The following is a 20,633-nucleotide window of genomic DNA, read 5'->3' as shown; positions in this document are numbered from 1 at the left end:
GACCGCCCGGCCTCGCCGGTCACGTGCTTTCGAGCCACTTCCCGTCGCGCATGACCGTCCGCCCCTTGATCTCGTCGGGCCCGCGCCAGACTTGGACGCGGTCCGGGGTCAGCACCATCACCACCCAGCTCTCGCCGAGCCCCCTGGCGTCCCAGCCCGTTCGGTCGGCGAACAGGTCCAGCGCGCCGGCCGGAGCCTCCGCCTGCGGGAACACCTGCGCGGTGGCGGAGACGAGGACTACGTCGCGGCTGTCTCCGACGAAGAGTTTCGCCTTCGGGTTGCCGGCCAGATTCCTGGCCGTCGCGTTCTTCCCGTCCGTGGTGAGAATGATGCGCTCGCCGTCCCAAGCCAGGGAGAAGGGCACGAGAGCGGGATTGCCGTCCGTATCGGCGGACGCCAGCCAGACGTCGGCTTCGGTTTCGAGTTTGTGGCGCGCGTCCTGTTGCCGTTGCTCGAGTGTTCGCTCCGTCATGACTCGACCTTAGCGAGCCGGTCCGAGCTTTCAAGGGCGTGCACCAGCATGTCGGCGAAGGCGCTGCCGACTCCGTCCGGCGTCCTGTGCAGCGAATCGTCGGCGACGTGCCGCCAGAAAGAGATCGTGGGATTGACTTCCAGGATGGTCAGCGAGCCGTCGAGTCCTTCGGCGAAGTCGACGCAGGAGTGCTCCAGGCCGAAACAGCGGGTGGCCGCGACGACCGTGTCGACGAGTTCGGCGGTGCACTCGTAAGGCTCGACGAGCTGGGGGTTCTCGCGGGTTTTCTCGTCCGCTGGCGAATGGAGCGTCTTGCGCTGATAGCACGCCACCACCTGGTCTTCGATGCACATCGCCCGCACATCGCTTCCGGTGTTCGGCACGAATTCCTGCGCGCACATCGACTCGTGCGTCCGGAGAAGGTACGAGAGCTTGATTTCGTTTCCCAGGGAGAGCTCGTGCGGCGTGTCCGGACTCCGGAAATCGACCTGGTCGCGCAGCAGCACGTTATCGGTGGACGCGATGCCGTGCACCGGTTTGAAAACCACGTCCCCCCATTCGCGCAGGCACTCGGAAGCGTGCTCCAGCGTCCGGACCAGCCTCGTCCGCGGGACCGGCAGGCCCGCCCGCGCGAGCACGTCGACCGACAGGACCTTGTTGTGCGCCTGCTGCACCCCGGACGCCGCGTTGACCACCCGGATGCCCGCGTTCTCGAGCATGGCCAGCGAGTCGAAGACCGAGACCGCCTCGGAGATCCGGCTGAAGAAGCGGGAGCGGATCAGCACCACCGCGGGATCGACCTGCTCGCCTCGGTGCCGGAGCGGGGAGCCGCCCGCGCTGAAGACCACGTCGTCGTAGTTCAGGTAGGCGGCTTCGAGCCCGCGGCCGCGCAGCGTGTCCAGGAGCCCCTGCATCTCCAAGTACGGGATTCCGCGGTCGAGGATGGCGATGTCGATCTTGGCTGTCATGTGTCGATCTCTTCTCTTTCGGGTGCCGGGACGACGGCTGTGCGGTTCCGGGACAGGAATTCCCGGACCTCGCGGAACTGGCCGCGCGAGTCTCGCCAGCGGGGGAGCAGTACCGGCTCCTCCGCGACAGCGGCGCGGCAGGCGGCGTTGCGGAGCTGGAAACAGTGATGCCAGGACTGGCGGGGCAACGGCACGTCGAGCCCGGCGTAACGGAATCTGTCGTCGTTGTGCAGCCGCTCGGCCAGATCCGGTCCGACCAGCACGTCGAGATATCCCGTCTCGGTCAGGTCGGGCAGCGTGCCGAGCGTGCTCGCGGTGTCGACGAGGTAGCGCGTGACGCCGAGGGCCGGATGCTTGATCACGGCCGGTTCGAGCACCGCTTCGGGCACCGGGTCGGCTTCTGTCACGGTGAGCACAGAGGAGTGTTTTCCCTGTTTCACCATGTCGTGATACCAGCCGTACCGCAGATTCGCCGGCCGCATTCCGAGGAGGGACTTCAGTCCCTGACTGGCCGCGGTTTCGCACAGGCAGGTGCCGTAGCACAGCAGGCCCGCTCTTCGCACGGCGCGCATCCGCGCTTGCTCCAAGGCGAGGGCGACCCCGTAATCGCGGTGGCCGGGATCGACGGCCATGTTCATGATGTACGCGTACCGCCCATGGGTTTCGAAAGCCGCGTAGCCGACGATTCTTCCTTCGCGCACGGCGGTGAACCTCGTCCTCGAGACGGATCCCAGCATCGAATGCTCGAAATAGCGGAAGTAGGTGCGCCGGAACAGGTCGCCGATCTCCTCGACGCTGTGCCGGGGCAGGCGCGAGCCTGCCGGGTGCTCGCGGACGACCGCCTCCGGACCCTGTTCTGCCGTGCGGATCTTTTCCGTGTCCATAACCGCTCCCTGGGTCGCCCTGTCGTCGATGTGGCCGGGAAATCGGGTGAGGCGCGAACGCGGGCCTGGGATTTTATCCTAGACACGATCGAGAAGGTCGACAACGGTTATTTTCGTGCTGCTCCGATCGGGTTTCCGGTGAGGGGCGGGTTGCCCGTATGCGGCATTCGTTGCTAGTCTCCGTCGGCGGGGGCGAGAATTGGCGTAAATATGTCGCCGCGGTCGAATGGTTCGCCAGTCGGTATTCGAATCAGGAATCGAGCTGTCTTCTTTCATGAATTCTGCGGCTGTGAATCGATTTCAGGATCTGGACGCCGGGCCAGGGCACCGGGTCGAGGGCTATCTCGACACGGTGCGGCGGCTGCACGCGTCCCACACCGGGCCGCTGGAAGCGGCGGTGCGCGCGGATCCGGGGCTCTCGGTGCTCGACGTCGGCTGCGGTGTGGGCGGCCGCCTGCTGGAACTCGCCCGGGCGGGGCATCGGGGCGAGCTGGTGGGCATCGACCGGAGCGAGCTCGTGCTCGCCGAGGCGCGCCGCCGGTGCGCTGCCGAGGGGCATGCCGTCACGTTCGTCCACGCGGACGCGGCCGACTCGGAATTCGACGCGGATTTCGACCTCGTGCACTCGGAGCGAGTGCTGATCCACGTCGAGGACGTCGAGACGGTGGTTGCCGCGTACCGGCGTGCGGTGAAGGTCGGCGGCAAGGTGATCGTCTCCGAACCGCACGCGTCGGCGTTGGCGGTGAACGCCCCGGACATCCCGCTCACGAACGCGGTTTTCGGCCATGCCCACGCTTCACTGCGCAATCCGTGGGTATCCGCCCGGCTTCCTTCCCTGCTGCGCGCGGCCGGATTCGCCGACGTGTCCACCACCGGCTGGGTCGGGATCACCGAGAGCCTGCCCGACTTCGACCGCATGCTGCAGCTGACGAGGTGGTCGGAAGCGGCGGTGGCGGCGGGCAGCGTCGACGCCGGCGGGCGGGACCGGTGGCACGCACAGCTGGAAAGCGCTCAGCGGCGCGGAGAGTTCTTGGGCAGCTGGACGGTTTTCACCAGTCAAGGAACGCGAGCGTGACGAGAGGGGACTGGGCCATGACGACGTCGGTTGTCCCGCTGCTGGATCTGCACGACGCTCCCGCGCGATTCCGCGAGCAGTTGCTGGCGGGGGCCTCGTGGGGGGCCGCCGAACTGGCGGGAGCTGAGCAGTGCCGCGAACTCGCCCGCCGGACGGAGCTGGCCGCGTCGGAGTTCTTCGCCGGGGACGAGTCCGAGAAAGCGGCCAGCGTCAGCCCGTCGGGGCACCGGAACCGCGGCTGGACCTCGGCGGCGGACGACGACGGGCAGCCGGTCTACGACCGGCTCAGCATCGCCCGCTTCGACGACGCGGCGGCAGCGAGCGCGGGCGGGGTTCCCGCCGAGTACACGGGATTGTACGAGCATCCGAACGTCTGGCCGTCTCCCGAACTGAAGGCGTTGACCGAGCGGTTCCGGGACTCGGTGGTGCGCACGTGCGAACAGCTCCTCGCGCGCATCAGCGAAGCACTGGGAGTCAAGCCGGACGACCTGTTCGCCGGAGCCCCGGACAACACGAACATCACGCTCACGGAATATCACCCCCGGGCGGGATTGCCCGCCGGCGACGGAAACCCGCTGTCCTTCCCCGAGCACAAGGACCGCAGCCTCCTCAGCCTGCTCTCGGAATCCGGCGAGCCGGGACGCCTGCAGATCGAGTCCTTGACCGGGGAATGGCTGACCTGCCGTCCTGATCCGGCCCGGTTCGTCGTGCTGTTCGGCCTCACCGCGGAAAAGCGCACCGGCGGACTGCTCCGCGCCGGCAACCACCGGGTGCTGCCGCCCCGGACCGGGCGCAGGAGGTCCACCTCCAATTTCTACTTCCCGCACCTCGCGACGCCGACCGGCTCCTTGTTCGGCGAGGTCGCGGCAGAGCGGGAGACGGTCGGTCAGGTGCTGCTCGCGGCGCGAGGAAGGTCATTGTGACGAATCAGCGCGAGCGGGACCTCGTCGACGGCGAGGTGCTGGCGTTCGTCCGGACCGCCGAGAGCGCCGAAGGCTATCCGCTGGAGTCCTCGGACCGGATCCCGTCGCTGCAGGCCGCGAGATTCGCGAGCGAACTGACGAACTTGGCCGGCCTGCCGGTCTCCGCCCGGACGCTCGCTTTCGTCGCTCAGTGCCGGCGGGGCGAGGCGTTCGCTTTCGAGCGCGAAGGGGACCTGCCGACCCTGCCGGGAACGTACTACGCGCTGCGGGTGCTGACGCTGGCCGGAAAGCCGTGGCGGGAGCCGGCCACGACCCGATGGATCACGGAGCGGTTGTTCGATGACCGAGGGCGGCTGGCTGTCGGCATGGACGAGCTGTTCTACGGTGCGCGGGCGTTGATGCTGCTGGAAGCCGACTTGCCGCAGTCGGCGCGGAAGGAGATCCTCGAGTTCCTTCGGGCGCGCAGGTCGCCCGAAGGCGGCTACGGGCCGGATCGAGGGGAGCCTGCCGACATCCAGCGCACATATTGCGCCATTTCACTGCGCGGCTGGTTGCACGACGGTGCCCGCGTCGAAGAGGACGAGGGCCTCGCCGAGTGGATAGCCGGGTGCCATCGCGACGGCCGGATGCACCTGAGTCCCTCGTCGGGGGAGTGGTCGCTGGGCACCGCCGCCTCCGGACATCGCTGCGCCGATGTCCTGGGGCTCGCGTGGCCGTGGAACGAGGCTCGCGAATTCGCGGAATCCCACCGGCGAGAGGACGGCGGTTTCGGGCTCGGTGCCGCGTCGACGCTGTGGGAGACCTACTGCGGGCTGCGGACAATCCAGTTGGCAGACGAGCACACTCGCCTCTGACCAGACCCCATGGAACGGTACTCGGGCCGGGGGTTTCGTTCGTCCGGGAACGGAACGACCTCCGGGATGGCGAGGTGGTGCGCTGCCATGAGTCGTTGAGGTCGTATTCCCCGAGGCATTCGTCCACAATGGATTTGTTTCGGTCGACCCGGCCGCGGCCGACAGCAGTGCGTTCCCGTGGCTGCCGCTTCCGGAGCCGACCGAGGTGCAGCGCCCGGCGGCGATCCCGGCACACCGGATGAAAATCAAGCCGACGTACCCGCGCGAGCGGCAGCGCCGCGCAGATCGACACGGTCTGCCAGCACCTGACCTCCGACGAAGATTCCTCGTGCCAGCCACTCCTGCCAGGTTGCAGCGGCCAGGTGAACATCGTGGCCCCGGGAAGCACTCCGGAAGCGCAACGAGAATCGATCATGAAGGCGGCGTGCCTCGTTCTTCCGGGATCGCTACGCCGCCACCGCGCCGACGGGGCGTACATCAACTACCCGGACGTCGATCTCGCGGCTCTGGCCTCGTTCAGCGCCTCATTCGCCACGGTCAAGCGCCGCGCCGCCTGTGCGACCAAGCGGCCCCCATTGCCACTGGATCGGCCCAGCATGTTGCGCGGTGGTCCCCACACGGTGTTCCCGGGCAAGATCAACCCACGGATGCAAAAAGCCGCCCGACTTGGATTTTCACCCAAGCCAAGCGGCTTGTTCGTCCGGCCGGGCTGACAGGATTCGAACCTGCGACCCCTTGAACCCCAGGACGGTGGCTTATCACCTGCGGCTGCTGGGCCACGCCGTGACAGTCCGGGACGCGGAAGCCGAACCCGGCGGGATGCCGATTTCGACGTATTGAACACCTGGTACTACAGCGATGCCGAAGCGAGCGTGCGGCCGAGGCTGGAAGCTGCCCGGCGGACTTCGACATTCGACGAGGTGACCGGCGGGCTCGATCAGGAGACCGCGGTGTACGAGGCGCGTCGCTGCCTGTCCTGCGGCAGCTGTTTCCACTGCGACAACTGCTTCGGCGTCTGCCCGGACAACGCGGTGCTTCTGCAAGGGATGCGGGATGTGCGCGCAGGAATGTCCTTGCGGAGCCATTGAAATGGTGCCCGAAGAGACGTGATCACGGACAGGCGGAGGGGGCAGACGATGCACACCGGAAAATGGCGGGTGGACGTTTCCTGAGCGAGGATGAGAACCGCACGCACGCCATCGCGCGGCTGCACACCGCGGCGGGCGAAATCACCGCCGACTCGCCGGGCTGCACCGGCTGAGCAGCGAAGGACCGTGCGGCTCTCGACTCCGCTGCCGTCCCCGCGGGAATCAGATTCCCTCAGGGGTCCCCTCACGGACGTTCGCGGTGCCGGACGGCACCTGTTGACCAGGGACACGACGCTGACCGTCGTGTGCGGAAGGGGGTCGCAGGCCGAGCAATGTGTGCGGGGCCCGGTAGCCGAGAAGAAGGCCGACGAGTTCGGCCCGGCTGCGGCTCAGGTCCGGCGGCGCGGGCGACGGTGTGCGCCGGGTGCGGGCGCGGACCGCGCGGACGAACTCCCGGACCCGGGAAGGCGGCGGCACCAGTTCGCCGCCAAGGTAGGCCACCACGAGCAAGTCTTCGCCGGAATGGGTTTCGATGGTGAACGACCAGCCGTGGCGTTCGTCCCACGCCAGCGCCGTGTCGCGTCCGGGATGGACAGAGAGCTGCCCGTCGAGCGCGAGGTATGCCGACATCGGCGGGTCGAGGTCGATCGTGCAGGATTCCGAGCCGACGCCGGCGGCGGCGCTCACTGCGTCGAGATAGGCGCTCATCGCGCAGAGCAGGCGGTATTCGGAGTCGGTGGTCAGGGGCTGTGCGGTCATCGATTCTCGTTTCTGCTGCCGCGTGGGCGAGTGGATTTTCGGGTGTCAGCCGGCTTGGCCGTGGGCGTTCGCCCGGCGCTGGAAGGAGTTCTCGCCGGATTCCTGCCCCGCCGGTTCGCGGCGGTCAGGTCATCGGCGGCTCTCGGCTGCCCGCTTCAGGCTGCGCTCCGGACGCATCCCGGGCTAGGGCCGAAGGTCCTCGGCCCCGGCTGTTGTGGACGGTCCGGCACCCAACCGCCGAGTCCCCCTTGTCGTCGTGGCGGTCTCGCGGGTCCGTGCCGGGCGAGAAGAGCAGAACGTCCCCGCCGGGCGGGACCTGCGGACGTCGTTCGGCGCCCGCCGGGACGACATCCTGGACGGGCACTCCGGGCGAGAGGAGCCGCGATGACGGCGGAAATGCGGGCCTGGCGGGTGCGCGCGCCCGGCCCGATGGCGAGCGGGCCGCTGGTGCGGGAACGGATGCCGGTCCCGGAGCCGCGGGAGGGCGAACTGCTGGTGCGGGTGCGCGTGTGCGGCGTGTGCCGCACGGACCTGCACGTGGCGGAGGGCGATCTTCCGGTGCGCCGGGCGGGCGTGGTGCCGGGGCACGAGGTCGTCGGCGAGGTGGTCTCCCCGCGGGCGGGCGGATTCGAGACGGGGGACCGGATCGGGATCGCCTGGTTGCGCGGCACCTGCGGGATATGCCGCTATTGCCGGTCCGGCAAGGAGAACTTGTGCCCGGATTCGAGGTACACCGGTTGGGACGCCGACGGCGGCTACGCGGAGTACGCCGTCGTCTCGGCGGAGTACGCGCATCAGCTGCCCGCCGGGTACTCCGACGAAGAGCTGGCCCCCCTGCTGTGCGCGGGAGTGATCGGCTACCGGGCGTTGCGGCGGGCACAGGTCCCGGACGGCGGACGGCTCGGCATTTACGGTTTCGGTGGCAGCGCGCATCTCGCCGCGCAAGTCGCGCTCGCGCGCAGGGCGACGGTGCACGTGCTGACCCGCAGTCCTGAAGCGCGGAAGCTGGCGCTCGAACTCGGTGCCGCTTCGGCGGGAGACGCGGCCGAAGCGCCGCCGGAACCGCTGGACTCGGCGATCCTCTTCGCCCCGGCCGGAGAATTGGTGCCAGTCGCTCTCGCGGCGCTGGACCGCGGCGGCACGCTCTCGATCGCGGGCATCCATCTCTCGGACGTCCCCGTGCTGAACTACCAGCGGCATCTCTTCCAGGAGCGGCAAGTGCGCAGCGTCACCGCGAACACGCGGGCGGACGCGCGGGAGTTCCTCGAGTTCGCGGGAGCGCACCGGCTGCACGTCCGGACGACGTCTTACCCGCTGTCGGCGGCGGCGGAGGCGCTGACGGACCTGGCCGCGGACCGCGTCACCGGAGCCGCAGTCTTGCACGCGGACTGACGCAGTCCACTGTGGACCGAACCGGAAGACCTGCGGCGCCGATCGGGAGGCGTTATGACACGTCAGGGGAAGCGGCTCCCGGGCGAATCGCTCTTGCTCGCCGCGGTGGCTGCGCTGTTGCTCGCCGGGGGAATTCTCCGGTTGTCGCGAACGCCCGGCTCCGACGGCTGCTGGGCGGCGGCGACCGCGCTCGAGCTGGCGCCCGCGGCCTGGTGGGTGGCGGCGGATCTGCGCCGCCGGCGCTGGGGCGCGGATTCGCTGGCGGTGCTGGCGCTCGCCTCGACCCTCGCGGTGGGCGAGTTCCTCGCGGGCGCGGTGGTCGCGGTCATGGTCGCGACTGGGCAAGTGCTCGAATCGCGGGCACAGCGCCGTGCCGCGCGGGACCTGACCGCGCTGCTGGAGGTGGTGGAGGTGCGGGAGCACCTGCGGGCGGAACTGGACGACCGCGACATCCGGCCGGGGGAGCCCGCGCAGGGCGGGGTGTTCCCGGACCGGTCGATCCATCGTCCGTGAGCCCGGGCCGGGTGTTCGTCAACGGAGAGCGTGCGGATGAGTGTCCGCCGCGGTCCGTCCCGTAACAGTCTCGGTCGCCACGACGACTCCCCACCACAACTACACCGTCGACTCCGCTGGGGTGCCGATGCCTGAGACGTTCGAGATGGACCGCGTGGACCGGATTGCCGACATTCTGTACGGTGTCGCCTCCGGCGGAGGCTTGATCCAGTACGTGCCGCTCGGCAGACGCGTCGGCGTACAGCCGAATCACCTGGGCTACTTCCTGGAGCAAGTCTCGATCCGCGCGGCAGATCAGGAAGCACCCCTGTGGAGCGCGCTCGTTGTCTCCAAGGACAGCGGCCGGCCGAGCGAAGGTTTCTACGGCCTGGCCCGGCGACTGCGAAGCGAATACCGCGGCCTCGACGAGTCGACGCTGTGGCACCAAGAACGGCAGCGCTGCTACGAGGCCGCGCGACCCGCCTGATACGGGCGTCGAACGGAACGCGGCACGTCACTCGCGGAACAGGGCGACCTTCACCGCGCCGCTGTCCTGCGGACGCGCGAAAACGTCATACGCCTCGTCCATCTCCTGCAACCCGAACCGGTGCGTGACCATCCGGCTGACGTCGAGGTGTCCGCTCGCCAGCATCCGCAGCAGCATCGGCGTGCTGGAGGTGTCGACGAGGCCGGTGGTGATGGTGACGTCCCGGATCCAGAGCCGTTCGAGATGCAGCATGGTCGCCTTGCCGTGCACGCCGATGTTCGCGACCCGCCCGCCGGGGCGGACGAGGTCGGTGCACAGTTCGAAGGTTTCCGGGACGCCGACGGCTTCGACGGCTGCGTCCGCGCCGAGTCCGCCGCTCGCGTCGCGCACCGCGGTTTCCGCTTCCGCGGGCTGGACCGTCACGTCGGCGCCGGCCGCTTTGGCCGCCGCCAGCCGGGCGGGTTCCTTGTCGATCACGATGATCGACATCGGGCTGTAGAGCCGGGCCGCGGTGATCGCCGCGAGGCCGATCGGGCCCGCGCCGACGATGGCCACGACGTCGCCGGGACCGACCTGTCCGTTGCGGACTCCGACCTCGTAGGACGTGGGGAGGATGTCGGCCAGCAACAGCGCCGATTCGTCGTTCACCGACGGCGGCAGCCGGTGAACGGAGGTGTCGGCGAACGGGACCCGGGCGGACTCGGCCTGTACGCCGTCGACGAGGTGGCCGAGGATCCAGCCGCCTCCGCCGAGGCATTGGCCGTAGCTGCCGCGGCGGCAGTATTCGCAGCGGCCGCACGCGCTGATGCAGGACACGAGCACCCGGTCGCCCGGCGCGACCGAGGCGACCGCGGCGCCGGTGCGCACGACGGTGCCGACCGCTTCGTGGCCGAGGATCCGGCCGCGTTCGACCTCGGGCACGTCGCCTTTCAGGATGTGCAGGTCGGTGCCGCAGACGGTGACGGCGTCGATCCGGACGATCGCGTCGGTCGGCGCGAGGATCTCCGGGTCCGGGCGGTCGGTCCAGCACCGTCGTCCGGGGCCGTCGTACACGAGTGCCTTCACAGTTCCTCCTTCGCGAAACTGCGGGCGTCCGCCAGGACGGCGGACGCCCGTGACCGGTTCAGCGCAGCCAGGTCCGGTCGCCCACGAAGGCGGCCCAGCGGCGGCCGATTCCCCACGTGTCGCCCGCGCACGTCGCGGCGAGCGCGATCAGGACGAGGGCGTAGAGGAGGTGGTAGTCGAGGATCGGGTTGGTCGAGTGCGTCGGGGCTCCCGCGCCGGTGGTGCGGGCGAGCGGCCATTCCGCGGCCCACATGAGCACCAGCAGCGCGGTGCCGGACACCGCGGCGATCCGCAGCCCGGCCCCGGCGACCAGCGCGAGCCCGATGCCGAGCAGGCTCAGCATGAACAGCCAGTCGGCCCACCAGGTTCCGGCCCACGCGTGGAACATCGAGGCGAACGGGCCGGCGTCGACCTTGCTCAGGAATCCGTTGGTGGGCGAGCCGCCGTGGAGCCAGGCCCCCGCGGCGGGCGTGGCGTAGCCGAGGCCGAACAGTTTGTCGGCGAAGGGCCACAGGAACAGCAGCCCGGCGGCGATCCGCAGGACCGCGAGCGACCGCGCGCCGTAGCTGGTCCACGGCGGGTCCGTTTCGGTGCGGTGCGCCGGAACCCGGGTCGCGGCGGGCTCGTCGTGCTCAGGTTTGAGGGACATGGGACCTCCATTCGTCGTCGCCCCGAGTCTGATCCGCCGGGCGAGGGCGGCTCTGGAGCCGAAAGTCCCCGCCGGGCGGGCCGTTGGACGCGGACCGCCGAGGAGGGGCCGAAGGTCCGCGCACGAGGGGACCGACGCCGCTGCCGCCCGAGGCCGTCCGTGCCTACCGTCCGAGGGGAAAACCGTTGCCGGGCAGGAAAGGCGGAACCGATGTCCGAACCCGCACTCGTCGCCGCGGTCGACGGCTCGCTGGCTTCCCTGCACGCGGTCGGCTGGGCGGCGCGCGCCGCGGCGGGGCGCGGTGTTCCGCTGCGCCTCGTGCACGTCCTCGACGAGCTGGCCCTCGACTTCCCCCGTCCATTGCGGACGCTGGAGAATTTCGGCGCCGTGCTCACCGCGCGCGGGCACCGGATCCTGGGCACCGCCCGCGACGCCGCGAACGAAGCGGTCCCCGCGCTGACGCCGGACCTGGTGCTGCTGCGCGGAATCGCCGGGAAGTGCCTCGCCGCGCAGTCCCGCGGGGCGGTGCTGCTGGTGCTCGGAACGCCGGGGCTGCGTCCGCTGGGCCGGGTCCTGCTCGGCTCGGTGTCGGTCTCCCTCACCGCGCACGCGGACTGCCCCGTGGCGCTCGTGCGGCCGCACGCGGGCGACGAGGAGCCGCCTGCCGCCGGCCCGGTCGTGGTGGGGGTCGACGGTTCGCCGTCGAGCGAACGGGCGCTGGGGACGGCGTTCGAGGAAGCCTCGTGGCGAAACGCTCCGCTGACCGCGGTGCACTGCTGGGACGACCGGTTGCTCTCGGCGATCTTCCGGGAGAACCGCTGGAACACCGACAGCGCGATCGAGCAGGAGGCGCACGCGGTGCTCGCCGAGCGGGTCGCCGTGTGGGCGGAAAAATACCCCGGCGTCGACGTGCGGCGGCTGGTGGTCCGCGGCCGCCCGGCCGAGCAACTGCTGGATCTGGCCGACCGGGCGCACCTGCTCGTCGTGGGAAGCCGCGGCCGCGGCGGGTTCGGCGGACTGCTGCTCGGGTCCACGAGCCAGGCGGCGATGTCCTACGCGCTGTGCCCGGTCATCGTCGCCGGTTCCGGCGCGGAACCGCCCGGCCCCACCGGAAATACGCCAGCGGACCCAGGAAATTGACCGCGATCGCGACCGCCCAGGCGGATTTCGCGCCGTTGACCCGGTCCTCGGGCCGTTTCGCGAGATCCCGCCAGGCGGCCGCGGCCAGCAGCACCTGTGCCGCCGCGGCGGCGAGAACGGTCCGCCGTCGCGCGGGGGACAGGTCGGAGACCTTCCGGTGTGCTCGCATGGTTCCTCCTCCGGTCGCGCTCCAGGCAACACCGGGACCCGGAGGGGGGAAAGGGGCGAACGGCCCGGCCGCCGGGGACCGCGGACCCCGGCCCCCGACCGGCGAAAAGCCTACTGTGCGGGAAAACGCGGAGGTGCTGCGATGACCGGACTGCGAGTTTCGGATGTGATGAACTGGCCGGTGGTGACCGCCGCGCCGGGCACGCCGTTCAAGGAACTGGTCGATCTCCTCGTCGCCAACGGCATCTCGGCGGCGCCGGTGACCGACGGTTCGGGACGGCCGGTCGGGGTGGTTTCGGAGCGTGAACTGCTCGCCCGGTACGACCGCCGGGCCGAAGGCCCCAGGCCGGGCCTTTTCGCCTCCTCGCGCCGCCGTCGCGGCTGGGCGCGAGCGCGCGGGCGGCGGGCCGTCGACGTGATGTGCACTCCGGTGCGCACCGTCCGGCAGGACGAACCGCTGGCCGACGCCGCGCGGTGGATGGTCGAGGCGAACCTGCGGCGGTTGTTCGTCGTCGACGGTTCCGGAACGCTCACCGGGGTGCTCGCCCGCCGGGACGTGCTCGCGGTTTTCCTGCGGCCGGACGCGGAAATCAAAGAAATGGTCGAACGGCGGGTGCTGCGCCAGGCGCTGTGGGCGGATCCCGCGAGGACCGCGGTGCGGGTCGACGACGGCGTGGTCACCTTGACCGGAATCGCGGACAGCCCCGGCGAGGTGCTGCGCGCCGAGCGGCTGACCGAGGTGCTGCCGGGAGTCGTGGGCGTGCGCAACCAACTGCGGTGCGCGGGAGACCGGCACGAGGCCGGTGCGCGGCTGTAACGACAACGGAAGGGCCGCCGCGGATTCCGGTTCGCTGCGGCCCTTCCGCGTTCAGCCCTGGTCGAGGGTCCGCCCGATGGCTTCGGCGAGTTCGACGGTGCGGGCCGCGTAACCCCATTCGTTGTCGTACCAGCCGAAGACCTTGACGAGATGGCCGTCGGCCTTGGTGAGGCCCGAATCGAAGACGCACGACGCGGGGTCCCCGATGATGTCGCGCGACACCAGAGGCGCTTCGGTGTAGCGGAGGATTTCCTTGAGCTGCCTGTCCGCGGCCTGCGCGAACGCGCGGTTGACCTCGTCCGCGGCGACGTCGCGTTCGAGTTCCACGGTCAGGTCGGCGAGCGAACCGTCCTCGACCGGGACCCGGATCGCGACCCCGTCGAGCCTGCCCGCCAGCGCCGGGATCACCTCGCCGATCGCCCGCGCCGCTCCGGTGCTCGTGGGGATCAGGTTCACTGCGGCGGACCGGGCCCGCCGCGGGTCGCGGTGCGGCCGGTCGAGCAGCGCCTGGTCCCCGGTGTAGCTGTGGATCGTGGTGAGCAGCCCGCGGCGGATCCCGAACGCCTCGTGCAGCACCTTGACCATCGGCGCGGCACAGTTCGTGGTGCAGGAGGCGTTGGAGACGACGTCGTGGCGCGCCGGGTCGTAGTCGCCGTCGTTGACGCCGAGCACCAGCGTGGCGTCGAGTCCCTTGCCCGGCGCGGAAACGATCACCTTCCGCGCGCCGGCGGCGAGATGCCCGGCGGCCGCCTCGCGGGTGCGGAAGCGGCCGGTCGATTCGATCACGACCGACACGCCGAACTCGTGCCACGGCAGTTTCGCCGGCTCGGTCTCGGACGTCACCCGCACGACCTGGTCGCCGGCCTCGATCGCGTCGCCGATCACCCGCACCGGCAGCCGCAGCGGGCCGTAGGTGGAGTCGTGCGCGAGGAGGTGGGCGAGAGCGTCCGGGGTGGTGACGTCGTTGACCGCGACCACTTCGACCGGGCTGTCCGGCCGCTCAAGGACGCGGCGCAGGATGTCGCGGCCGATGCGGCCGAACCCGTTGATGCCGACTCGTACGGTCATGGCTCCTCCGTGGGTGCTGGGCGGCCTTGGCGGGCCGGACGAGGCTGAGGGTTGCGTGATCGGGTCCGGTCCTCCGGCCGGAGGGGGTTCGGCCGGAGGACCGGGGGAGCCCCGCTCACGGACCGGAACGACCGGCCTCGGAGCGGGGAGTTTCCGTGCGGCGCGGGACCGGTCGCGGCTCCTGCCGCGTGCGGTCCCGGCGGCTGCTGCGCGCGACCCGGCCGACGCTGACGCGGAACGGCAGGCCGAGCCGGAACCGGGCGGAAAGCGCGGTCTCGGCCAGCCGCGCGCCCGCGCGCCAGAACGCGCCGGAGCCGACCCGATAGCGGGCGGACTCCTCGTCGACGCGCGCGGGGTCGTCGCCGGGCAGCAGCGGAATCTGGGCGAAGGCAGCGTCGTCGAGCATGTCCAGCACGTACCGGACCGCCGGGATCGGCCGGGCGGACAACATCGTCCTGGACTGTTGCGCGGCGATGGCGTCCGCGACCGCGTCAGCCTGCAGCATGGCCGCATACCCCAGTTTCAGCGGGAAATTCCCGGCGTCGCCGGGCGCGTAGACCTCCGGCCGCCCGCACACCGCACGGCTGACGGTCTCGCACCGCAGGAAGCCGCGCTCGTCGCACTGCAAACCGGAATAGCCGACGGAGGCGACCTGCGGCGGGAACGTGGCCAGCACGTCGAACTCCCGCTCGGAGCCGTCGGCGAAAACGGCGCTGCGTTCGGTCGCCTTGGCCAGCGTCGTCGCGGTGCGGCCGTCGATGCCGCGCGCCTCGAACTGGCGGGAGACGAGTGCGTGCAGTTTGGGGCCGAAGGCCTGGACGTAGGTCTCCTCGCAGGTTTCGAAGGCAATCTCCACGTTGTCGCGGATCTGCTTGCGACGCAGCCACGTGTCGAGCATCAGCGCGATCGCGTACAGCGGCGCCGCGCACTGATTGCCCGGCGGCAGCGTGAAAAGCACGCGTTGCGGACGGCCGTGCCGGGCGTTCTGCGCGGCCCAGCGCAGGTCCTCGCCGAGCCGGTGCAGCGCGCCGGGAGCGGCGATCGAGTGGGCGTGCTCCGCGAGCCCGGGGATCTCCTCCGGCCGGCTCGCGGCTCCGGTGGCGACGACGAGCCGGTCGTAGGAGATCCGGCCGCGGGACGTGTGCACCTGCCCCCGGTCGAGGTCGATCCCCTCGGCCGTCGCGATCACCGCGCCGATTCCGCGCCGCCGGAACGCGCCCGCGAGCGGAACGTGCAGCGGCTCCTCGGCGGCCCCGAACGGCAGCCGGACCGTTCCGGGGCGGAACAGGAAATCGTCGCGTTCGGACACAACCGTGATCCCCACGTCGTCCTCGCCTGTCCGGGCCCGGAGCCGGAAAGCCGTTTCCAGCCCGGCGAAACCGCTGCCGAGAACGACGATCTCCGTGCGTGCCATGCTGTCTCCTCCCGCTGGGCCTGCCCCCACAGTGCCCGTCCTCGCCAGCGGAACGGCAGGGACGTTGGCAGGCAGGGCGGGGGACGTTCGTCCTCCGGTCACGAGCCCTGCGCGAGATGCGCGAGCGCGTTTTCGATCGTTTCGGCTGGTGTCCCGGTGGTGTCGAGCGAAAAAGCCGACGGCCACGGGGCGTCGTCGCGCGCCATTTCCCGGGAGATCGCGGGCCTGGCGTCGGACAGGGAACCAGTGCGGGTCACGAGCCTGCGCCGGCGCAGGTCTTCCGGTGCTTCGCAGCGCAGCGCGGAAAGCCTGCCGCCGCTCTGGTGCGCGACGGCGGCGATCGCTTCCCGTTCCCGGGCGGAAGTCCAGGAGGCGTCGAGGACGACAGTCTCGCCGAGCCCGAGCAGTTCGCTCGCGCGCCGGGCGAGTTCGCTGTAGGTCAGTGCGGTCCATTCGGGCGTGTAGATCCCTTGCCGATAGCCGGCCGGCAGGTGCTGCTCCGGGTCGGCTCCGGCGAGCTCCTTGCGGATCCGGTCGCTCTGCAGCAATGTCGCGCCGAGCGCGTCCGCCAGCCCTCCGGCCACAGTGGACTTTCCCGAGCCGGGGAGACCGCCGACCACTATCGCCCGGACCTCGCCCGCACGGAGTTGGCGAAGCGTCGTTTCCGCGTACGCGCGAGCCAGCTCCGCGGCCGCCGGATCCCCTTGCGCGTGACGGAGACAGGCGACCTTGACGCGCACGAACGCGCGATAGGCGAGATAGTGGCGCCGCAGCGCCGGGGGAGCGTTGTCGCCGGAGAATTCGGCGTACGCGTCGAGCAGTTCGGCGCCGAGCGCGGGCGCGCCGAGCCGTTCGAGGTCCATCGCGAGGAACGCCACGTCGTCGAGCCCGTCGACGTGGCGGAGCCGGTCGTCGAACTCCAGGCAGTCGAGCACGCGCGGGCCGTCGTCGAGGCAGAAGATGTCGTCGGCGATCAGGTCGCCGTGGCCGTCGACGACCCGGCGCTCGGCGATGCGGCGGGCGAAGAGGGGCTCGCGCCCGGCGAGGAACAGGTCCGCGCGGCTCTCGATCTCCTTGGCCGCCGCCGCGTCCAGCACCACCCCGTGGAACGGCCGCACCTGGTCGAAGCTCGCGTGCCAGCGGGCGCGGACCGCGTCGCGCGTGCCGTCGGCGTCGATGGCCAGGCCGCGGTGCGCCCCCGCGTGGAAGGCGGCGAGCAGCCGGGCGAGCGCCCGGATCGCCGGTCCGACCGGTTCGCCGCGCCGCACCAGGCCGGACAGCCTCCGGTCGTCGGGCATCCGGCGCATCGCGACGAGGTGGTCGCACACCGCGCCGTCCGGACCGGTCACGGCGGCGACCCCGAGGTAGACGTCGGGCGCGAGCCTGCGATTGAGGTCGACCTCGCGGCGGCAGACGCGCTCGCGCACGCCCGGATCGGTGAAGTCGAGGAAGCCCAGGTCCACGGGCTTCTTGAGTTTCCACGCCCGGTCCCCGGCGAAGAAGACCGCGCCGCTGTGCGTTTCCCGTACTGCGGCCCACGGTTGGGTTTCGCTCATGCCGCCCACCTTCGCGGGCACGCGGGCGGGCGGAAAAGGGCGCTTGGTCCTCCCGGCGGTGCCGTTGGGCCCGGCCCGTGCGGCCGGTGACGTTGGTCCCTTGACCCGGTGGCTTGCGGCCGGAGCGCGGAGAGGCCCGGCCGGGGTTGGCTCAGGGTGTTCGCTACGACAGGAGTGACCGCCATGGAGAAAACAGCCACAGCGGCGGGTCGCCGGTCCGGCGAGTGGACACTCGCGGAAGCGGAGGTGCTGGGCCGTACAGTCCTGCGCGCCCCGTCGGTGCACAACACACAGCCCTGGCGGCTCGAGCTGACCGACGGTGCGGCACTGTTGCTGGAGCGCACCGACGTGGCCCTCCCGCGGCATGACCCCCGCCGCCGGGACCTGGCGATCTCGTGCGGGACCGCGCTGGCGAACCTGGAGCTGGCCGTTCGCGTGCTCGGCAGACGCGCGGAAGCGACCGTATTGCCGGATCCGGCGCACCCGGAGGTCGTCGCGCGGGTCGAGGCGGCGGAGCCGTTGCCGCCGACTGACCAGGAGCTGCAGCGGTATGGGGCGATCATGGTGCGGCGGAGCCATCGCGGGGCGTTCACCGGGCTGCCTGTCAGCCCAGAGGAGACCGCCCGGGTCGTCGCGGCCGCGGTGACGACGGGCGTGGAGGCGATCCGGCCGAGCGGAACGGAGCGGCTGGCGAAGTTCTTCGAACACGCTGCCCGGGTTCTCCAGGACGACGGCGCTTACCAGCGCGAGCTGGCCCTCTGGACGATCCGGGACGAGGCCGCGCACCCGCACGGCGCGGGAATCCGGTTCTCCGCGCTGCCGCCCGGCGAACTCCCGTGGGCCGGGCTGGTGCGCCGGGCGACGGTCATCCCGGACTCGGCCTTGCTGCGGGAACGGCTCGAGGCCGAGACCCTGCTGCTGTTCGCGACCGCCGACGACGCGCGCGCCGATCACATCCGCGCCGGGTACGCACTGGAGCGGTGCTGGCTCGAAGGGGTCACCCTCGGTCTCGCCGGCGCGGTGCTGACGCAGCCGCTGCGAGTGGCCGAGGTGCGTTCGGCGTTGTGCGAGGACTACCGGCTCGCCGGGTTCCCGCAGGCGCTGCTCCGGCTGGGCCGGTCGACCCGGGTGGCGCCGTCGAGCCTGCGCCGCGGCGTGGCCGAGGTCCTCGGCGAGAAGTGGCGGGAGCGGCGATGAACACGAACCCGGTTCTGGTCGGTGTCGACGGGAGCGAGTCCGCCGCCGCGGCGGCACGGTGGGCGGCGCGCGAGGCGGTCCTGCGGCACGTGCCGCTGACAGTGCTGGCGGCGTTCGGGTTCACGGACGGCAGTTTCGCCGGCGAACGATATCCGCCCGCGGAGTGGCTGGAGGCGAAGGAAGCCGCCGCGGAGGAGCTGCTGCGGACCGTCCGGGAGGATCTCGCGGAGGCCGAGCCACGGGTCCGGATCGCCGTCGAGACGAGCCCGGCGGGCCCCGAGGTCGCGCTGCGGGAAGCCTCGGCGAAAGCGCGGCTGCTGGTGCTGGGCGAGCCGACCGGCACGCTGTCGGGGCTTCTCGCGGGCTCGCCGGACATCGATCTCGCCGCGCACGCGCACTGTCCGGTCGTGGTCGTCCGGGGCACGGTTCGCGCCGACGGTCCGGTGGTGGTCGGAGTGGACGGAAGTCCGCTCAGCGACGCGGCGATCGCCTGCGCCTTCGAGGAGGCCGCGGTGCACGGCGTTCCGTTGGCCGCACTGCACGTGTGGCTCGACGCGGACCGCGCCCGGCTGTTCGGCGACCGCGATTTTCCTTTCGAGGCAAGGGAAGCCGAGCACCGGATGCTGGCGCAACGACTGGCCGGGCACGGTGCGCTGTACCCGGACGTGCGGGTCGAGCAGATCGTGGAGCAGGACCGGCCGCGCGACCGGTTGATCGAATGGAGCGCCCGGGCCTCGCTGGTGGTGCTGGGCTGCCGGGGACGGGGCGGGTTCACCGGGATGGTGCTCGGGTCGACGAGTCATGCGCTGCTGCACCACGCCGAATGCCCGGTGCTCGTCGTCCGGGCCGGGAACAAAACGGCGGGCGACCGGTGACACGGTGCTGATGTCCGCCGGCGGCCGGTTTGCCGCCGGGACGGAGTGCCGTTGGCGGGAAACCGGCGGAAATTGGCTCTCTGGCGGGTTATGCACGCGGGCCCGCCGTCCTAGCGTCGGGCTGTGATCATCGTTTCCGCCGTTCTCGTCGGCATTGTCTACACACTGCTCAACTCCTTCCTCGCCGAGCCGCACCGCCGAAGTTTCAACGCGATCATGGTCGCGGGCGCCGGTGCCGCCTACCTGAGCAGCGGCGCTTTCGGCCCCGTGGAACTGGTTTTCACCGCTGCGGTGACGTACTGCGCCTACCGCGGCCTGAAATCCTGGGCGTTCATCGGGCTCGCCTGGCTCCTGCACACAGCCCTCGATGTGCTGCACCACCTCAAGGGCACGCCGATTCTCCCGTTCGCGCACACCTCGTCGCTGGGCTGTGCGATCTGCGACCCGGTCATCGCCATCTGGTGCTTCACCGGAGGAATGTCGGTAAAGGACGTTCGCACGAGACTGGTCTCCGTACGGGGCTGACCTCGCTTCTGCCATCGAGGACATTGGTCCTTCGCGCCGATGACTCCGGACCGGCGTGCCGGGCCGGTCCTCCTGCCTATTTTGAGGCTGCACAGGGAAGCGCGGACCTCACGGAGGAGCAATGAACACGATCACGACACCGGTCTCCGCGGTGATGACCGCCCGCCCGGTCTGCGTGCGGGCCGAGACGCCGGTCAAGGAAATCGCCGCGATGCTGGACCGGGAGGGGATCAGCGCGGTCGCGGTGGTCGACCGCGCGGGGGCGCTCGTCGGCGTGGTGTCCGAAAAGGACTTGCTGCCGATGCTGGGAGGCGGCCAGCTCCGGTGGTGGCGCCGGCGGGAAGCGCGGAAGGCCGAGGGGCAGAGCGCGCGCGAGGTGATGACGAGCCCGGTCGTCACGATCGCCGCCGACGACACAGTGTCCGCTGCGGCCGCGAAGCTGGAGAAAACCGGGCTGCGGCGGTTGTTCGTCGTGACGGACGGCCGTCCGGTGGGCGTCGTCGCCCGGCGTGACGTGCTGCGCGTGCTGACCCGGCCGGACCCCGAGATCGAACGGGACGTGGTGACCGGCGTGCTGTACGAGACGCTGCACCTCGGCCCGGACCGGGCCCGCGCCGTGGTGCACGCGGGAGTGGTCACCGTCGCCGGGCGCGTGGAGCGGCGCAGCGAGATCGCCCCGGTCACCCGGCTGATCGAAGCCGTCCCGGGCGTGGTCGCGGTCTGCAACGGCCTCGACTACGTGTGGGACGACGTCGCCTGACGCGG

24 protein-coding genes are annotated in these 20,633 nt (G+C 70.9%); 14 read left to right on the top strand and 10 right to left on the bottom strand.

The window, feature by feature from the left end; translation table 11 throughout:
- Window positions 1-19: 19 nt before the first annotated feature.
- Genes ABZX37_RS01310 through ABZX37_RS01300 form a run of 3 tightly spaced genes read right to left on the bottom strand, consistent with a single transcriptional unit; the run spans window position 20 to window position 2,324 of the window.
- Complete coding sequence (locus ABZX37_RS01310) at window positions 20-472, bottom strand: pyridoxamine 5'-phosphate oxidase family protein (RefSeq protein ID WP_354734970.1); 453 nt, start codon at window positions 470-472, stop codon at window positions 20-22.
- Window positions 469-1,440 (bottom strand): hypothetical protein, encoded by a 972-nt coding sequence (locus ABZX37_RS01305; protein ID WP_354734969.1) that lies wholly within the window; start codon window positions 1,438-1,440, stop codon window positions 469-471. The genes ABZX37_RS01310 and ABZX37_RS01305 overlap by 4 nt, the downstream gene beginning before the upstream one ends.
- On the bottom strand, window positions 1,437-2,324 hold the full coding sequence (locus tag ABZX37_RS01300) for a GNAT family N-acetyltransferase (RefSeq protein WP_354734968.1): 888 nt from the start codon (window positions 2,322-2,324) through the stop codon (window positions 1,437-1,439). The genes ABZX37_RS01305 and ABZX37_RS01300 overlap by 4 nt, the downstream gene beginning before the upstream one ends.
- 289 nt (window positions 2,325-2,613) lie before the next feature.
- Between ABZX37_RS01300 and ABZX37_RS01295 the strand changes: the two genes are divergently transcribed.
- The 5 genes from ABZX37_RS01295 to ABZX37_RS01275 all read left to right on the top strand — a co-directional run bounded on the left by ABZX37_RS01295 (window position 2,614) and on the right by ABZX37_RS01275 (window position 6,264).
- Window positions 2,614-3,399: a methyltransferase domain-containing protein gene (locus ABZX37_RS01295; protein ID WP_354734967.1), complete on the top strand. Its 786-nt coding sequence runs from the start codon at window positions 2,614-2,616 to the stop codon at window positions 3,397-3,399.
- Window positions 3,396-4,322, top strand: coding sequence for a 2OG-Fe(II) oxygenase family protein (locus ABZX37_RS01290; RefSeq protein WP_354734966.1), 927 nt, complete (start codon window positions 3,396-3,398; stop codon window positions 4,320-4,322). The genes ABZX37_RS01295 and ABZX37_RS01290 overlap by 4 nt, the downstream gene beginning before the upstream one ends.
- On the top strand, window positions 4,319-5,176 hold the full coding sequence (locus ABZX37_RS01285; RefSeq protein ID WP_354734965.1) for a prenyltransferase/squalene oxidase repeat-containing protein: 858 nt from the start codon (window positions 4,319-4,321) through the stop codon (window positions 5,174-5,176). The genes ABZX37_RS01290 and ABZX37_RS01285 overlap by 4 nt, the downstream gene beginning before the upstream one ends.
- A 362-nt stretch (window positions 5,177-5,538) precedes the next feature.
- Window positions 5,539-5,889, top strand: a complete 351-nt coding sequence (locus ABZX37_RS01280) for a hypothetical protein (protein WP_354734964.1) — start codon at window positions 5,539-5,541, stop codon at window positions 5,887-5,889.
- 123 nt (window positions 5,890-6,012) lie between these two features.
- Complete coding sequence (locus ABZX37_RS01275; protein ID WP_354734963.1) at window positions 6,013-6,264, top strand: hypothetical protein; 252 nt, start codon at window positions 6,013-6,015, stop codon at window positions 6,262-6,264.
- A gap of 222 nt (window positions 6,265-6,486) precedes the next feature.
- Here ABZX37_RS01275 and ABZX37_RS01270 read toward each other — a convergent pair whose 3' ends face one another.
- A complete protein-coding gene (locus ABZX37_RS01270; protein ID WP_354734962.1) occupies window positions 6,487-7,023 on the bottom strand; it encodes a DUF6292 family protein in 537 nt (178 codons plus the stop codon).
- Window positions 7,024-7,419: 396 nt separating this feature from the next.
- Between ABZX37_RS01270 and ABZX37_RS01265 the strand changes: the two genes are divergently transcribed.
- From ABZX37_RS01265 to ABZX37_RS01255, 3 genes are read left to right on the top strand one after another with little or no spacing between them, the layout of a single operon-like run.
- Entirely contained in the window at window positions 7,420-8,415 is a 996-nt protein-coding gene (locus tag ABZX37_RS01265) for a zinc-binding alcohol dehydrogenase family protein (RefSeq protein WP_354735137.1), read from the top strand.
- Between the two features lie 54 nt (window positions 8,416-8,469).
- On the top strand, window positions 8,470-8,928 hold the full coding sequence (locus ABZX37_RS01260) for a hypothetical protein (protein WP_354734961.1): 459 nt from the start codon (window positions 8,470-8,472) through the stop codon (window positions 8,926-8,928).
- A 40-nt stretch (window positions 8,929-8,968) separates the two neighbouring features.
- The gene (locus ABZX37_RS01255) at window positions 8,969-9,394 is read left to right on the top strand and encodes a hypothetical protein (RefSeq protein ID WP_354734960.1); all 426 of its coding nucleotides are present in this window, start codon (window positions 8,969-8,971) and stop codon (window positions 9,392-9,394) included.
- Between the two features lie 27 nt (window positions 9,395-9,421).
- Here the strand turns inward: ABZX37_RS01255 and ABZX37_RS01250 are convergent, their stop codons facing one another.
- Together ABZX37_RS01250 and ABZX37_RS01245 are read right to left on the bottom strand one after the other, a co-directional pair.
- On the bottom strand, window positions 9,422-10,459 hold the full coding sequence (locus tag ABZX37_RS01250) for an alcohol dehydrogenase catalytic domain-containing protein (RefSeq protein ID WP_354734959.1): 1,038 nt from the start codon (window positions 10,457-10,459) through the stop codon (window positions 9,422-9,424).
- 58 nt (window positions 10,460-10,517) lie between these two features.
- On the bottom strand, window positions 10,518-11,108 hold the full coding sequence (locus ABZX37_RS01245) for a hypothetical protein (RefSeq protein ID WP_354734958.1): 591 nt from the start codon (window positions 11,106-11,108) through the stop codon (window positions 10,518-10,520).
- A 210-nt stretch (window positions 11,109-11,318) separates the two neighbouring features.
- Between ABZX37_RS01245 and ABZX37_RS01240 the strand changes: the two genes are divergently transcribed.
- Window positions 11,319-12,248 (top strand): universal stress protein, encoded by a 930-nt coding sequence (locus ABZX37_RS01240; RefSeq protein ID WP_354734957.1) that lies wholly within the window; start codon window positions 11,319-11,321, stop codon window positions 12,246-12,248.
- Here the strand turns inward: ABZX37_RS01240 and ABZX37_RS01235 are convergent.
- Window positions 12,178-12,417 carry a PLDc N-terminal domain-containing protein gene (locus ABZX37_RS01235; RefSeq protein ID WP_354734956.1) on the bottom strand — a complete coding sequence of 80 codons (240 nt, stop codon included), beginning with the start codon at window positions 12,415-12,417 and terminating at the stop codon, window positions 12,178-12,180. The two genes, ABZX37_RS01240 and ABZX37_RS01235, sit on opposite strands and share 71 nt — an antisense overlap.
- Before the next feature lie 141 nt (window positions 12,418-12,558).
- On the opposite strand from ABZX37_RS01235, the gene ABZX37_RS01230 reads away from it, so the two are divergent.
- Window positions 12,559-13,233, top strand: a complete 675-nt coding sequence (locus ABZX37_RS01230) for a CBS domain-containing protein (RefSeq protein ID WP_354734955.1) — start codon at window positions 12,559-12,561, stop codon at window positions 13,231-13,233.
- A 51-nt stretch (window positions 13,234-13,284) separates the two neighbouring features.
- On the opposite strand, the gene gap is transcribed toward ABZX37_RS01230, so the two are convergent.
- From gap to ABZX37_RS01215, 3 genes are all read right to left on the bottom strand, one after another.
- Complete coding sequence (gene gap / locus ABZX37_RS01225; protein WP_354734954.1) at window positions 13,285-14,301, bottom strand: type I glyceraldehyde-3-phosphate dehydrogenase; 1,017 nt, start codon at window positions 14,299-14,301, stop codon at window positions 13,285-13,287.
- Window positions 14,302-14,416: 115 nt separating this feature from the next.
- Window positions 14,417-15,715, bottom strand: coding sequence for an FAD-dependent oxidoreductase (locus ABZX37_RS01220; RefSeq protein ID WP_354734953.1), 1,299 nt, complete (start codon window positions 15,713-15,715; stop codon window positions 14,417-14,419).
- A 98-nt stretch (window positions 15,716-15,813) separates the two neighbouring features.
- Window positions 15,814-17,271, bottom strand: coding sequence for an AAA family ATPase (locus ABZX37_RS01215; protein ID WP_354734952.1), 1,458 nt, complete (start codon window positions 17,269-17,271; stop codon window positions 15,814-15,816).
- A 183-nt stretch (window positions 17,272-17,454) separates the two neighbouring features.
- On the opposite strand from ABZX37_RS01215, the gene ABZX37_RS01210 reads away from it, so the two are divergent.
- The 4 genes from ABZX37_RS01210 to ABZX37_RS01195 all read left to right on the top strand — a co-directional run bounded on the left by ABZX37_RS01210 (window position 17,455) and on the right by ABZX37_RS01195 (window position 20,628).
- Complete coding sequence (locus tag ABZX37_RS01210; RefSeq protein ID WP_354734951.1) at window positions 17,455-18,468, top strand: nitroreductase; 1,014 nt, start codon at window positions 17,455-17,457, stop codon at window positions 18,466-18,468.
- Entirely contained in the window at window positions 18,465-19,343 is an 879-nt protein-coding gene (locus ABZX37_RS01205; protein WP_354734950.1) for a universal stress protein, read from the top strand. Before ABZX37_RS01210 ends, ABZX37_RS01205 begins: the two co-directional genes overlap by 4 nt.
- A 123-nt stretch (window positions 19,344-19,466) precedes the next feature.
- Window positions 19,467-19,868: a DUF6010 family protein gene (locus ABZX37_RS01200; protein ID WP_354734949.1), complete on the top strand. Its 402-nt coding sequence runs from the start codon at window positions 19,467-19,469 to the stop codon at window positions 19,866-19,868.
- 121 nt (window positions 19,869-19,989) lie between these two features.
- Window positions 19,990-20,628: a CBS domain-containing protein gene (locus ABZX37_RS01195; RefSeq protein ID WP_354734948.1), complete on the top strand. Its 639-nt coding sequence runs from the start codon at window positions 19,990-19,992 to the stop codon at window positions 20,626-20,628.
- Window positions 20,629-20,633: the final 5 nt, after the last annotated feature.

Origin of the sequence: Amycolatopsis sp. NPDC004079 (assembly GCF_040610415.1) — a bacterium.
Classification (GTDB): Bacteria; Actinomycetota; Actinomycetes; order Mycobacteriales; family Pseudonocardiaceae; genus Amycolatopsis; species Amycolatopsis halotolerans.
This window is presented reverse-complemented; position numbering and strand designations above follow the sequence as displayed.

Bases quoted from the DNA above. Each gene is read 5' to 3' on its own strand.
- ABZX37_RS01310 (WP_354734970.1), bottom strand. From the start codon at position 472: ATGACGGAGCGAACACTCGAGCAACGGCAACAGGACGCGCGCCACAAA.
- ABZX37_RS01305 (WP_354734969.1), bottom strand. From the start codon at position 1,440: ATGACAGCCAAGATCGACATCGCCATCCTCGACCGCGGAATCCCGTAC.
- ABZX37_RS01300 (WP_354734968.1), bottom strand. From the start codon at position 2,324: ATGGACACGGAAAAGATCCGCACGGCAGAACAGGGTCCGGAGGCGGTC.
- ABZX37_RS01270 (WP_354734962.1), bottom strand. From the start codon at position 7,023: ATGACCGCACAGCCCCTGACCACCGACTCCGAATACCGCCTGCTCTGC.
- ABZX37_RS01265 (WP_354735137.1), top strand. From the start codon at position 7,420: ATGCGGGCCTGGCGGGTGCGCGCGCCCGGCCCGATGGCGAGCGGGCCG.
- ABZX37_RS01260 (WP_354734961.1), top strand. From the start codon at position 8,470: ATGACACGTCAGGGGAAGCGGCTCCCGGGCGAATCGCTCTTGCTCGCC.
- ABZX37_RS01245 (WP_354734958.1), bottom strand. From the start codon at position 11,108: ATGTCCCTCAAACCTGAGCACGACGAGCCCGCCGCGACCCGGGTTCCG.
- ABZX37_RS01240 (WP_354734957.1), top strand. From the start codon at position 11,319: ATGTCCGAACCCGCACTCGTCGCCGCGGTCGACGGCTCGCTGGCTTCC.
- ABZX37_RS01235 (WP_354734956.1), bottom strand. From the start codon at position 12,417: ATGCGAGCACACCGGAAGGTCTCCGACCTGTCCCCCGCGCGACGGCGG.
- ABZX37_RS01230 (WP_354734955.1), top strand. From the start codon at position 12,559: ATGACCGGACTGCGAGTTTCGGATGTGATGAACTGGCCGGTGGTGACC.
- gap (WP_354734954.1), bottom strand. From the start codon at position 14,301: ATGACCGTACGAGTCGGCATCAACGGGTTCGGCCGCATCGGCCGCGAC.
- ABZX37_RS01220 (WP_354734953.1), bottom strand. From the start codon at position 15,715: ATGGCACGCACGGAGATCGTCGTTCTCGGCAGCGGTTTCGCCGGGCTG.
- ABZX37_RS01215 (WP_354734952.1), bottom strand. From the start codon at position 17,271: ATGAGCGAAACCCAACCGTGGGCCGCAGTACGGGAAACGCACAGCGGC.
- ABZX37_RS01210 (WP_354734951.1), top strand. From the start codon at position 17,455: ATGGAGAAAACAGCCACAGCGGCGGGTCGCCGGTCCGGCGAGTGGACA.
- ABZX37_RS01205 (WP_354734950.1), top strand. From the start codon at position 18,465: ATGAACACGAACCCGGTTCTGGTCGGTGTCGACGGGAGCGAGTCCGCC.
- ABZX37_RS01195 (WP_354734948.1), top strand. From the start codon at position 19,990: ATGAACACGATCACGACACCGGTCTCCGCGGTGATGACCGCCCGCCCG.